Genomic DNA, 13,547 nt, shown 5'->3' on the forward strand with positions numbered 1-13,547 from the left:
CAGCCGAAACTGTCGGTAGCTGCCGATAGCCTGAACGACTTTGCTGAGACCAGAGGGGAGGGACCACGTGAACGACGCACTGGCAACATCACCTCGGCGCTACGCCCTGTCGTTCACGACGGGCGCCCTCCTGGCACGTGAGGGCGCGCTGCTGGCTCCTGTCTACGTCGGGCGACGCGACTGGGAGCAGGTCCGCGACGATGCGGTTGAGGACAACCTCTTGCAGGCCCGGACCCACAGCACTGGTGTCCGGCTGGTGCGCGAGACGGTCAAGCGGCTGTCAGCTCTGACCGACGACGAGGTTGGGATGCTGATCGAGGCCACGGCGTCGGAGCGGGCACACCTCATGTGGGCTGCCGCCTGCCGCCGCTACGAGCTCATCGGGGAGTTCGCCGAGGAGGTGCTGCGCGAGCGGTACCTCACTCTCGCCTCGACGCTGGCCTATGAGGACTTCGACAGCTTCGTCCGGACCAAGGCGTTCTGGCACGAGGAGCTGGCGGCCATCAAGGAGTCGACGCTGCAGAAGCTGAGGTCAAACGTGTTCAAGATGCTGCAGCAGGCCGAGCTCCTGTCGGATGCGGGCTACATCATGCCTGCTGTGCTGTCCGAGCGAGTAGCGGCGCGGCTGAGCGCCCGCACGCCGAGTGACCTGCGCTTCTTCCCTACCCAGACCGATACGGAGCAGGGGGCTGCATGGTGATCCCGAAGACCCTACCCGAGCAGGAGGAGCACCTGTTCGCGGTGCTCAGTGGCCGGCGCTTCCTGCAGATGGAGGGCCTGAGCAACGAGGTTCCGTTCTTCATCTATCCGTACCCGCCGGAGGACGCTCTCACTGTCGCCGCGGCCAAGAAGCGGGTAAAGAACCGGCTGGCCGGCGCCGGGGTGACGGTCTTCGAGATCGACCTCTACGACCTGTCGGTCGAGCTGCTCAAAGAACGGAACGTCTGGGACCGGGTGATGGCAATCGAGCCGGACCAGGACAAGGGCGACTTCCGCGAGATGCTCCAGGGGATGCTCGACCCCCAGCTGCACATCGCCCCGGCGATCCGCGACCGGCTTGCGCAGGCGGACCTCGACATCTTCTTCCTCACCGGCATCGGTGAGGTCTTCCCGTACATCCGCTCACACAACGTGCTGAACAACCTGCAGTCGGTCGTCAAGGGCAAGCCGATGCTCATGTTCTTCCCGGGCCGCTACGAGCAGTCCGACACGTTGGGCTCCTCGCTCGTGCTGTTCGGCCGGCTCAAGGACGACCAGTACTACCGAGCCAAGAACATCCTCGAACAGGAGGCATGACCTCGATGCAGCTCGACCAGATCTTCGCCAAAGACATCCAGCGTCCGATCGAGGGCGTCATCAAAGCCGATGACACTACGCATCTGGGTACCGAGGTCGAGGAGTACGTCCTAACCAACGAGGCCGCCAAGGGGCTCGAGATCCTGCTGGAGGAGTACACCTCCTACACCAACGCCAACGGCGTGTGGATCTCCGGCTTCTTCGGCTCCGGTAAATCGCACATGCTCAAGATGCTCGCCCACCTGCTGGGCGACGTCGAAGGCCAGGATTACCCACGCCAGAACGTCTCGGACAGCTTCCGAGCCAAGACCCCCGACGCCTTCCTGCCCGGCCTGCTGAACAAGGCGGACCTTATTCCGGCCAAGAGTTTGCTGTTCAACATCGACCAGAAGGCAACCCTGATCTCCAAGGACCAGACAGACGCCTTGCTGAAGGTGTTCGTCAAGGTTCTCGACGAGTCCCGCGGATACTACGGCAACCAGGGACACGTCGCCCGCTTCGAGCGCGACCTCGACAACCGTGGCCAGTACCAGGCATTCCAGGAGGCGTTCGAACGCACTGCTGGCATCCCATGGACCCAGGGACGCGAGCAGAGCGCCCTGGAAGGACCGAGCATCGACCGGGCTTTCGCCGAGGTCAACGGCGGGAGTGCCGACGGCATCATCCGGCAGTACAGCGCCTCGTACTCAGTCTCGATCGAGGACTTCGCCGACGAGGTCAAGGCCTGGCTGGATAGGCAGGGCGACCCGGCCTTCCGGCTCAACTTCTTCGTTGACGAGGTCGGCCAGTTCATCGGCAGCGACACCAAGCTGATGCTCAACCTTCAGACCATCGCCGAGTCGCTCAACACCAAGTGCGGTGGACGGGCGTGGGTGTTCGTCACGAGCCAGGAGGACATGGAGAAGGTCATCGGTGACCGCACCCGCCAGCAAGGCAACGACTTCTCCAAGATCCAGGCCCGCTTCAAGACTCGCCTCAAGCTGACCAGCGCCGACGTCGAGGAAGTCATCCGCAAGCGCCTGCTGGAGAAGAACGACGCCGGTGTCGGTGCACTGTCGGTGATCTACGCCGAGCAGCACGCCAACTTCAAGACCCTGTTCGACTTCGTCGACGGCGCCAAGACCTACCGCAACTACACTGACGAGACCCACTTCGTCGGGACCTATCCGTTCGTCAGCTACCAGTTCCCGCTCTTCCAGGCCGCGATCGAGGGCATCTCGGACCACAACGTCTTCGAGGGGCGCAACAGCTCAGTCGGCGAACGCTCAATGCTCGGCGTCGTCCAGCAGGTCGCCAAGGACATCGGCAACGTCCAGGTCGGCCAGCTCGCCACCTTCGATAGCATGTTCGCCGGCATCCGCGCCTCGCTGAAGTCGGCCGCCCAGCGCTCGATCGACGTCGCCGAGCGCAACCTCGACAACGACCTGGCGATCCGGCTGCTTAAAGTACTGTTCCTGGTCAAGTACATCGAGAGCTTCCAGGCCACGCCACGCAACCTCACGGTGCTGGTCTACGACCGCTTCGGCCTCGACCTTCCGGCGCTGTCGGAGCAGGTCAAGGAGGCGCTGACCGTCCTGGAGACCCAGACCTACGTCCAGCGAAACGGCAACGCCTACGAGTACCTGACCAACGAAGAGCAGGTCATCGAGGAGGAGATCAAGAACGTCGACATCGATGCCTCCGAGGTGAGCGGTCGGCTGTTCAAGATCCTGTCCGGCGACGTCATCAAGACCAGCAAGATCCGCTACGCCAAGAACGGGCAGGACTTCCCGTTCGGCTTCAAGCTCGACGACCAGGCCCACGGCTCCCAGAAGGAGCTGGCGGTCCACTTCATCTCCCCGGAGTACCCGTATTCGCCCGAAGAGATCCGCATGCACAGCGCGGGCAAGGACGAGCTGCGCGTCATCCTCGAGGCGGACGCCCGGGTACCGTCGGACCTGCGGCTGCTGATCAAGACCGAGAAGTACATCAAGCGCAAGCAGGGCACCTCGCTCTCGGCTATCGAGGGCCAGATCCTGCAGACCAAGGGTGCGCAGAACATCGACCGCGAGAAGGAGCTGATCGAGCGGGTCAAGGCCTCGGTAGGCAAGTCCACCCTGGTCATCAACGCCGCCGACATCACCTCCAGCTCACAGGACGCCCTGGTTCGGGTGACCGATGGCTTCCAGGACCTGATCAGCCGCACCTACACCCAGCTCAAGCTGCTCGATGGCAGAACGTACAGCGAGCAGCAGGTCGCTGGAGCAGCCAACCCCGACAGTGGCCTGTTCGACGCTGCTGACGCCAGCAAGCTCTTCGCGCCGTCGGAGGAGGTGCTGTCGTTCGTCCTGCGCAAAGAGGCTCTCGGTGAGCAGGTCGCTGTGAAGACCATCGTCGACAGCTTCACGGCCAAGCCGTACGGCTGGGACCTGGCCTCGATCGAAGTCCTGATCGCCTACCTGATCGGCACCTCCAAGGTCACGCTCACCGTCGACGGCAACCTCCTCAAGCGCTCCGAGGTCGCCACGGCGCTACGCAACACCCAGAAGCACGCCCACGTTGTGGTGTCGCCGCAGAAGACCTTCGACGAGCGCAAGGTCGCGGCCTTCCGCAAGTTCTGCACCGACTTCTTCGACGAGGGCAACACCCCTAAGGACCCGCTGGAGCTGGCTCGGCACGGCGCCGACAAGCTGAAGGCCAAGCGCGACGAGCTTAAGGCCACGATCACCGGCTCGAAGTACCCGTTCGTGGCCCAGCTCTCCGCTCCGGTCGATCTGCTCGACCAGGTGGTTGGCAAGCCCGACGACTGGTATCTGTCCGACTTCAACCTGGGCGACGATCTGCTCGACGCCAAGGAGTCCACGATCGACCCGATCCAGGCGTTCCTCAGCGGTGGGCAGAAGGTCATCTACGACGACGCCGTCGCTCTGCTGACCGCCCACAGCAGCAACCTCGGCTACGTGCCGTCCGGCAGTGACGCCACGGTGCGTGCTGCTCTGGACGACCCGAACGCCTTCCGCGGCAACAAGATGGCCCAGCTCAAGCAGGCCACCGACCAGCTGCGTGCCCAGATTGACCAGGTCGTCGCCACCAACCGCGCCGGCGTCGTCGAGGCAATCGAGGGACGCAAGGCCGAGATCGAGCAGAGCGCCTTCTACGCCAAGGCAACCCCAGACGCCCAGGAGAGTGTGCTGCGCCGGGTCGACCAGACGATCTCCCGCGTCCGCACTCAGAACCAGATCGCCCTCATCCGTGAGACCGGCTCGAGCTTCGAGGAGACCGTCTACCCGGGTCTGCTTGACCAGCTGGCAGCCTCGCAGCAGGGAGACGGCGATGGAGATGGTGGTGCGCCACCGCCGCCGAAGCAGACCGTGTCGGTCAAGACCATCTCCGCTACCGGCGTCTCCGGAGTTCTGGAGACGGAGGCAGACGTCGACCGCTACCTCGACGCCCTGCGCTCTGCCCTCGTGAAGACCCTGAACGACGGAAAGCGAATCTCTCTCTGATGGAAACTGCACCGCTGAAGTCGTTCGCCACCTGGGCGCGCACCTCGCTCATCCGCGAGGTGACCGCCCGGATTGCCGTTGTGCTGGCTCCGGCGTCGCCGGAGCGGGTGGAGCAGCGCAAGGCCGTCGAAGCCCTGGAGAAGGCCGTCCGCGCGGCCGGTGGGGGCGACATGGGTAAGGCGGCGGTCGCTGACCGGGTCGCCTACACCTGGTTCAACCGGATCATCGCCCTGCGCTTCATGGACGCCAACGGCTACACCGGCTTCGGCGTCGTCTCGCCACAGGCCGGCATCGAGACCGGTCAGCCCGAGATCCTGGCCGCGGCCAAGCGCGGCACCATCGACACTGCGGTAGTCGGCGGCAAGACCCGCGAGACCGTGACGGCACTGCTCAACGGCACCCGACGCAGCGACGACGCCCAAGGCGAGGCCTACGCACTCCTGCTCGCGGACTACTGCCGCTACTGGAACCGCGCCATGCCGTTCATGTTCGAGCGGGAAGGCGACTTCACCGAGCTGCTCATCCCGGCCAACCTCCTGGCAGACGACTCGGTGCCGAGCCGTGCGGTCAACGTGCTGACCAGCGACGCCTGCCAGGACATCGAGGTGATCGGCTGGCTGTACCAGTTCTACATCTCGGAGCGGAAGGATGAGATCTTCGCGGGCTTCAAGAAGAACAAGAAGGCCGGCGCCGACGAGATCCCCGCAGCCACCCAGCTCTTCACGCCGCACTGGATCGTCTGCTACCTCATCGAGAACTCCCTCGGTCGGCTGTGGATGCTCAACCGCCCGTCCTCGCGCCTGGTCGACCAGATGCAGTACTACATCGCACCGGTCGATGAGGAGACAGACTTCCTCAAGATCGGCAGCCCTGAGGAGCTCAAAGTCGTCGACCCGGCCTGCGGTTCGGGGCATATGCTGACCTACGCCTTCGACCTGCTGTACGCCATCTACGAGGAAGAGGGCTACACCCCGGCCGAGATCCCCAGTCTCATCCTCACCAACAACCTCTACGGCGTCGAGATCGATCCGCGAGCCGGAGCGCTCGCTGCCTTCGCCCTGACCATGAAGGCTCGCGCCAGGCAGAGGACCTTCTTCAACAAGAAGGTCGAGCCCAACGTTTGCATCCTCGACCCGATCCGCTTCGCTCCGGGCGAGATCGACTTGCTGCTGACGCGCGGCGGCGACAAGCACGCTGAGTCCGAGTTCTGGAACCAATTCGAGCACGCCGACACGCTCGGCTCGCTAATCCAGCCCAACCCTGAGTTGGTCGCTCGCCTCGAGCTGCACGTTGCGCAGCTCGACGACGGCGGAGACATGCTGCTCGCTGACGTGCTCAGTTGGGCGAAACGTGTCGTGCAGCAAGCCGGGTACCTCTCGGGAGATTACTCGGTGGTGGTCGCGAACCCGCCGTACATGGGAAGCAAGAACATGGGGGCTCTCCTTGCCAACTTCGCAATGGAGCAGTACCGGGATTCCAAGGCGGATCTCTTTGCCATGTTCATCACGCGATGTCGAACCCTTGCGGGAAATCACGGGCTCGTCGGGATGATCACGATGCAATCGTGGATGTTCCTGCAAAGCTTCAAGAACCTGCGCAAGGAGATCGTCCACCACCGGGAAATCTGCAATCTCGCTCACTTGGGATCTGGGGCCTTCGACACAATAGGCGGAGACGTGGTCTCAACTTGTGCCTTCGTGTTGTCCGCCGCGCGTCGCGGTCGCGCAACGTTCATTCGGCTCACCGGCGGCGTGGACGAGGCAACCAAGCGGCAGCTTTTCCTCGATAGCCTCCAGGCGAATTCGTCGACAAGATACGACGTCGATCTTCAGTCGATCGAGGGCATCCCGGGCGCACCGATCTGCTATTGGCTCGGCGCGCCATTGATCGAGGCCTTCAGCTCAAACAAGGCGCTCGGCGACATCGCGCCCGTGTGCCAGGGTCTGGCGACCGCTGACAGTTCGCGTTTCGTCAGGGCCTGGGTCGAGGTCGCCGCATCCTCCATCGGCTTCAGCATGTCCAGCAGGGAGGAGGCCCAGGCGACTGGCCGACGGTGGTTCCCCGAGAACAAGGGCGGGCCATCACGCCGTTGGTATGGCAACCAATGGCATGTGATCGACTGGCTGAACGACGGAGCCGAATTGTTCGCCCTGCGCCCGAAGTCGGTGATCCGGAATCCTCAACACTACTTCAAGCCGTCCGTTTCGTGGTCGGCAGTCGGTGCCAGTGATGCATTTCGTTATTACCCGCGGGGCTTCATCTTCGACAACGCTGGAATGTCGGTGATCACGCCCTCCGATGACGAGGCGATGTACCTCTTAGGGTGCCTCAACTCAAGCGTAATAAGTGAGATCGTCGCTGCGCTTGCGCCCACACTGAACCTGAATGCCGGGACAGTCGCCGATCTGCCGATCCCCATGCCGGCGAGAAGTGAGATTGTGGAACTCGCTCGTAGAGCCGTATCGATTGCGCGCGACGAGTGGGTAGCGACAGAGACCTCGTGGGAGTTCGCTGCCAGCCCGTTCGTATCGAAGGGCAGGAGTCCCGTTGAGTTGAGGGCGCGGGCTAGCGAGATCCAGGAAGGCCAACGACGTAATGTGGCCGACCTCGACGACATTGAGTGTCGGATCGATCGGCAGGTTGCCGAGGCTTTCGGTCTGGCCGGTGCTGCCGGTCAGATCCCCAAGCACGAAGTGTCTGCAGAATCCCGAGTGCGACCGACGGCGGACCTGGCGAACGATCTCGTCTCCTACGCCGTCGGCTGCATGTTCGGGCGGTACAGCTTGGATGAGCCGGGACTCATCTTGGCCGACCAGGGCGCCACGGTGCAGGACTACCGTGCCAAGGCGCCGAGCCCGACGTTCGCTCCGGACAAGGACAACGTCGTCCCCATCGTGGATGGTGACTGGTTCGAGGACGACATCGTTGCGCGATTCCGTCAGTTCCTCCGCGTGTCCTTCGGTGAGCAGCACTTCGAGGAGAACCTGCGCTTCGTCACGGAGTCGCTCGGGGTGAAGGACATCCGCGACTACTTCGTGAAGTCGTTCTACAAGGACCACGTCCAGCGTTACAAGAAGCGTCCGATCTACTGGTTGTTCTCCAGCCCCAAGGGATCGTTCAACGCCCTGATCTACATGCACCGTTACACGCCGTCCACGGTCTCGACGGTGCTCAATGAGTATCTGCGCGAGTTCCGCGCCAAGCTCTCGTCGAGCCTGCAGCAGCAGGACCGCCTGGCCGCCGGCGGAGGTACGCCGCGCCAGCAGGCAGCCGCCCAGAAGGAGGCCGACCGGCTGCGCAAGGTGCTGCTGGAGCTCGAGGAGTACGAACACGATGTGCTGTACCCGCTGGCGTCTCGTCAGCTCGCGATCGACCTGGACGACGGAGTGAAGGCGAACTACCCGAAGTTCGGTGCGGCCCTGAAGAAGATCCCCGGGCTTGAGGCCAGCGATGAGTGACGCCACCGCTGTTCGCCCGCACCTGCTGCGCTGGTTCGATAGCCGTCGAGTCGTCTTCTGGCACGACCCGGAGGGTCAGTACGCCGCGGATCTCGACAGCCTCGATCTGCCTGGTATCCAGGCCATCTGTGTTGCCAACGACGAGTTCGCGGTCAAGAACCGGCTGTTGCACGATGAGCCGGAGGGCAAGTTCCTCGTCTACCGCTCCGGTCAGGTGCCGAGTGGCATCGGGGACTGGCTGCTCGATCTGGAGCTGGCCTATGGGGTCTTTACGGCCGACCGCGCCGCACTGGTGGCTCAGGATCTTGGCCTCGCGGGTAAGGGCATCGACGAGGTCGTCCAGGCGCACGAGAAGTTCTTCAACGCGGCGAAGCGCGTGCAGAGCCTCAAGGCAGTGCTGAGTCCGGAGGACGACGCTGCCCGGCTGCGAGCCAAGATCAGTGCCGTGGTCCTCGGTCAGCGGGAACACAGCCTGCTGGAGATCACGCGCGCGCTCCTGACCGAGAACGCGAAGGGGTCTCACGCCAAGTACGACGCTCTGATCGACTACGGTCTCGACGGCTTCTACTGGCAGGGCGTGGCCCGCATCTACGGCTACGAGTCGTCTACGCCGAGCATCGATGACCTAGTGCTGTGGATCTTCCAGCGGGCCATCGAGGGCTTCAAGTCGGACCGCCCAGGTGGGCTGCAGAACATCCAGCTCGACTTCGCCAGCCTGCGCAACGACCGGCGCAGCCAGGACGCCATGGCCACTCTCGCCAAGCGCGTGGCCGGCGACCTGGACTACAAGTCGAAGATCGAGGACGCCAGCTTCCGTGACCTAGTCGGTGTCGATCTGTTCGAGGAGACCGACCAGAAGATCATCAGCGACCTGGCACGGGCGGTGGCCGAGCAGACCGTCACCCCGCGCGAGGTGGCCGAGGTGGTGCGGGCACGGCAGAGCAGCGTGTGGATCGACAACTACAGGCGGCTCTATTCGGCCGTCGCCAGCGCCTCGGAGCTGCTGGGCGAGCTGGCCTCGCTTAACCTGACCATGCAGTCGTTCGACGACGGCCTGGAGCGCTACCGGCGCGAGTGGTTCCACATCGACCAGCTCTACCGCCAGTTCGTCTACGCCGCGCGCACCGCCGAGTACCCCAGGCCCCTCGAAGCACTGCGCGACCAGGTCGAGAAGCGCTACACGAACAAGTTCGTCTACGAACTCGGCAATGCCTGGCAGCAGCAGGTCGACCAGGCCGAGAAGTGGCGCTCGACCGCACTTCGCGCGCAGACCGCCTTCTACGCCCGCTACGTCGAACCGCTGGTGCGCGACGGAGATAAGAAGGCCGTGGTCATCATCTCCGACGCCATGCGCTACGAGGTGGCCGACGAGCTCGGCTCGCTCATCCGGCAGGAGGACCGCTTCGACGCCAACCTGGAGGCCGTCCTAGGTGTGCTGCCGAGCTACACCCAGCTCGGCATGGCGGCGCTGCTGCCGCACTCGACCCTCAAGCACTCGGCGGATGCCAAGACCGTGCTGGCCGACAACCAGCCGACCAACAACACCACCTTCCGGGGCATGATCCTGGAGGCGGTCGGTGGCTCGGCGATCCAGGCCGAGGACTTCAAGGCCCTCAACGCCGACGAGCGGCGCGAGCTGTACAAGGCCAACCGGGTCTTGTACGTCTACCACAACCGGATCGACGCCACAGGCGACAAGCCCGGCACCGAACGCCAGGTGCTCGAGGCCGTGGACGACACGCTGCGCGACATCGTCGACCTGGTGAAGAAGCTGGCCAGCGCCAACGCCACCAACATCTTCATCACCGCCGACCACGGCTTCCTGTTTCAGGACGAGGCTCTGGCCGACACCTTCTTCCTGTCGACCCAGCCTCAGGGCGACGACATCAAGGTCGTCAACCGACGCTTCGTGCTCGGCAACGGCCTCAAGATCGATCCCGCCTTCGCCACCTTCGAGGCAGCCCAGCTCGGGCTGGACAGCGAGCTGGAAGTCCAGATCCCCAAGTCGATCCACCGCCTGCGGCTGGCCGGCGGCGGCTCACGCTTCGTCCATGGCGGGGCAACGCTTCAGGAGATCGTCGTGCCGGTGCTGGCGGTCAACAAGAAGCGCAAGAGCGACATCCGGCTGGTCAACGTCGAGGTCTGGCCGGAGTCGGACAAGATCACGACCGGGCAGGTCGTCGTCCGGCTGTTCCAGACCGATCCGGTCAACGACAAGGTCCAGCCCCGCACACTGCGCGCCGGGCTGTACGTCGGCGAGACCCTGATCTCGAACCTCGTCGACCTGACCTTCGACCAGACCTCGAGTGACAAGCGCGACCGCTACCAGGGGGCCCGGATGCTGCTCAGCCAGGAGTCGAGCGATTACAACAACCGGGCGGTGGAGTTCCGCCTGGAGGAGCGCATCCCCAACACCAACCAGTGGCGGGTCTTCGCCAAGGCCGTTTACACGCTGAAGCGTTCGTTCGCGTCGGACTTCGACTTCTAGCAGGGAAGGGAGCTGAGATGAGCGAGACCGAGAACGAGGAAGCCGACGCCGGCGCACCGCAGCAGAGCGATCTCGACTTCAAGATCAACCTGCTGTTCCCTGGAGTCGTCGTCCGCAAGGACCTGGTCAAGGCCGTCAAGGGCAACGCCATCGTGCCGTCATACGTCCTGGAGTACTTGCTCGGGCAGTACGCCGCCTCGGACGACGAGGCCACCATCCAGGCCGGTATCGACACCGTCCGCAAAATCCTGGCCGAGCACTACGTCCACCGCAGCGAATCCGAGCTGGTCAAGTCGACCATCAAGGAGCGCGGTCGGCACCGGATCATCGACAAGGTCACCGTCACCCTGAACGAGAAGGCCGACGTCTACGAGGCCGAGTTCGCCAACCTCGGCATCAAGGGCGTGATCGTGGACTCGCCGGTCATCAAGGCCCACCCCAAGCTGCTGGTCGGCGGAGTGTGGTGCATCTGCGACATCGAGTACTTCCATACCGACGACCAGCGCCTTGTGCCCTGGATCCTCGGCTCGATCAAGCCCATCCAGCTGTCCAAGTTCGACGCCGACCAGTACCTCGAAGCCCGGCGCGGGTTCAACACCGAGGAGTGGATTGACCTGCTTATGCAGTCGATCGGGTTCAACCCGGAGATGTTCAGTAGGCGAGGCAAGTTGTTCCAGCTCGTGCGCCTCATCCCGTTCGTCGAGCGCAACTACAACCTGGTCGAGCTCGGCCCGAAGGGCACCGGCAAGTCCCACATCTTCTCGGAGTTCTCGCCCCACGGGATGCTGATCTCCGGTGGCGAGGTCACCGTTCCCAAGCTTTTCGTCAACAACTCCAACGGCCGCCTTGGTCTGGTCGGCTACTGGGACGTCGTCGCGTTTGACGAGTTTGCCGGCAAGAAGAAGCGCACCGACAAGGCGCTCGTGGACATCATGAAGAACTACATGGCGAACAAGTCGTTCTCCCGCGGCGTTGAGACGATCGGCGCCGAAGCCTCGATGGTCTTCGTCGGCAACACCTCACACACCGTGCCGTACATGCTCAAGAACTCAGACCTGTTCGACGAGCTTCCAGAGGCTTACCACGACCCGGCCTACCTCGACCGTCTGCATCACTACATCCCCGGTTGGGAAGTCGACATCATCCGTGGCGAGATGTTCTCCGCTGGCTACGGCTTCGTCGTCGACTACATCGCCGAAGTCCTCAAGTCGATGCGATCGAAGGACTATTCTGACCGCTACCTGCAGTACTTCACACTGTCGCCCGACATCTCAACGCGCGATCGCGACGGAGTCCACAAGACCTTCTCCGGTCTGATGAAGATTCTCTACCCAGGCGGCGAGGCCACCCGCGAGGAGCTTGAGGAGATCCTGCGGTTCGCGATCGAGGGCCGGAAGCGCGTCAAGGACCAGATCCTGCGCATCGACTCGACTATGGCCGAGGTCAAGTTCGGCTACCTCGACAACGAAGGCACCTGGCACCCCGTCGCCACGCTCGAAGAGGACGAGTACCCCGCGTACTACCACCGCGTGCACGAGGATGCCGAACCAGAGGAGGCGCCGGCAGATGCCGATCCGCTTGGTGGCCGTGCACCGTCGGGGGACGCGGCAGGTTCCGACGAGGTCGCAGGGCCGGAGCCTGAGCCCGAGCTGCTCCACGGACACCTGGAGTACCAAGGCGGCCAACGCGGTGTCTCGTACGACGCTCTGCTCGTTCCATACTTGCGTGGCGCCTCGCAGATCACGATCGTCGACCCCTACGTGCGCATGTTCCACCAGGCCAGGAACCTGATGGAGCTCATCGAGGGGATAGCTCGTCGCAAGGACCCCGCCGACGAGGTGGCGCTGAAGCTCGTCACGGTCGAGAACCAGGACGGCCCGGAGAAGCTGCAGAAGCAGTACGAGTACCTCCTCCAGATCAAGAAGAGCGCGGCCGTGCTCGGTATCGTCTTCGATGTCGAGTTCGCCGAGCCCCATACGATCCACGATCGGTCGATAACGACAGACACCGGCTGGAGGATCCTGCTCGGTCGCGGCCTCGACATCTTCCAGCGCATGTCCGACAGCCCGTTCGACCTCGCCACGAAGTACCAGAAGTACCGCGAGCTCAAGGCCTTCGGTATCACGTATCTGCGCGACTTTGACGAGTAGGGCCAGGTTTTTGAGCGACGAAAGTCGCAGTGATTTGGAGCGGCGCAAACAAAGCCTGCTGGATAACATCGCGGTAAGAGCGCGACATTCTAGATCCGTTTGAGGCGACTTGACGGCTACGTGTCAAGCGCGCGGGCAGTCCTCCCGCATTGCCCCGATAGCTGCCGACCTTAGGTTCGGTGCGGTGCGGGTCAAGGGTCGAAGATCCCGGAGGGACGCCGTAGGCGCCCTTGACGCGTGCCGTGCCGGACCGTCCCTTCCATGATTGCTAGCGGGGCGATGCGGGATCCCACAGGCAGACGGTCAGTGCGGGCAACGAGGTGAGGCGGCTAGTCGGCCGTTTCGGTAGGTGGTGCATCGACAGGGTGTCGATCGTTGACGGTGAGTTCTACTGTCTTCGACCCGGCACCCTGTTGGCAGCTGCGCGCCAAGCCAAGGGACGCGCCCAGAACGCAGCGAAGCGGAGTGGCGGGCAGGCGTCCCGCCCTCTGGTGGCGGCGCGCATTCGGCCCCTCCGGGGGGCCGTCTTGAAGACGTAGGGAAACTTGTCAGGGCAGCTCAACCAGGACAATGTCCTCCGTCGACTGATGTGCGACACCCGTCCGCCAGGTGATCTGCGACAGTGGCTGGTTCGGCCAGTCTGGGTTTGACGTTCTCCGTGGGGGCGTCG

The 13,547-nt window shown here is 63.7% G+C and carries 6 protein-coding genes; all 6 read left to right on the forward strand.

The window, feature by feature from the left end:
- Nucleotides 1-67 precede the first annotated feature (67 nt).
- Genes E0H75_RS37795 through brxL form a run of 6 tightly spaced genes read left to right on the forward strand, consistent with a single transcriptional unit; the run spans nucleotide 68 to nucleotide 12,877 of the window.
- The gene (locus E0H75_RS37795) at nucleotides 68-700 is read left to right on the forward strand and encodes a DUF1819 family protein (RefSeq protein ID WP_131518512.1); all 633 of its coding nucleotides are present in this window, start codon (nucleotides 68-70) and stop codon (nucleotides 698-700) included.
- Nucleotides 694-1,296, forward strand: coding sequence for a DUF1788 domain-containing protein (locus E0H75_RS37800; protein WP_131518513.1), 603 nt, complete (start codon nucleotides 694-696; stop codon nucleotides 1,294-1,296). Before E0H75_RS37795 ends, E0H75_RS37800 begins: the two co-directional genes overlap by 7 nt.
- Complete coding sequence (brxC, locus tag E0H75_RS37805; protein ID WP_238163516.1) at nucleotides 1,293-4,781, forward strand: BREX system P-loop protein BrxC; 3,489 nt, start codon at nucleotides 1,293-1,295, stop codon at nucleotides 4,779-4,781. Before E0H75_RS37800 ends, brxC begins: the two co-directional genes overlap by 4 nt.
- Nucleotides 4,781-8,239: a BREX-1 system adenine-specific DNA-methyltransferase PglX gene (pglX, locus tag E0H75_RS37810; RefSeq protein ID WP_131518514.1), complete on the forward strand. Its 3,459-nt coding sequence runs from the start codon at nucleotides 4,781-4,783 to the stop codon at nucleotides 8,237-8,239. The genes brxC and pglX overlap by 1 nt, the downstream gene beginning before the upstream one ends.
- On the forward strand, nucleotides 8,232-10,727 hold the full coding sequence (pglZ, locus tag E0H75_RS37815; protein ID WP_131518515.1) for a BREX-1 system phosphatase PglZ type A: 2,496 nt from the start codon (nucleotides 8,232-8,234) through the stop codon (nucleotides 10,725-10,727). The genes pglX and pglZ overlap by 8 nt, the downstream gene beginning before the upstream one ends.
- Nucleotides 10,728-10,744: 17 nt before the next feature.
- Nucleotides 10,745-12,877, forward strand: coding sequence for a BREX system Lon protease-like protein BrxL (gene brxL / locus E0H75_RS37820; RefSeq protein WP_131518516.1), 2,133 nt, complete (start codon nucleotides 10,745-10,747; stop codon nucleotides 12,875-12,877).
- Nucleotides 12,878-13,547: the final 670 nt, after the last annotated feature.

It is taken from the genome of Kribbella capetownensis, assembly GCF_004331485.1.
In the GTDB taxonomy this organism is placed as follows: Bacteria; Actinomycetota; Actinomycetes; order Propionibacteriales; family Kribbellaceae; genus Kribbella; species Kribbella capetownensis.

What these genes read in the sequence shown, in the direction of transcription:
- E0H75_RS37800 (WP_131518513.1), top strand. Translation starts at nt 694, where the DNA reads ATGGTGATCCCGAAGACCCTACCCGAGCAGGAGGAGCACCTGTTCGCG.
- pglX (WP_131518514.1), top strand. Translation starts at nt 4,781, where the DNA reads ATGGAAACTGCACCGCTGAAGTCGTTCGCCACCTGGGCGCGCACCTCG.
- pglZ (WP_131518515.1), top strand. Translation starts at nt 8,232, where the DNA reads ATGAGTGACGCCACCGCTGTTCGCCCGCACCTGCTGCGCTGGTTCGAT.
- brxC (WP_238163516.1), top strand. Translation starts at nt 1,293, where the DNA reads ATGACCTCGATGCAGCTCGACCAGATCTTCGCCAAAGACATCCAGCGT.
- brxL (WP_131518516.1), top strand. Translation starts at nt 10,745, where the DNA reads ATGAGCGAGACCGAGAACGAGGAAGCCGACGCCGGCGCACCGCAGCAG.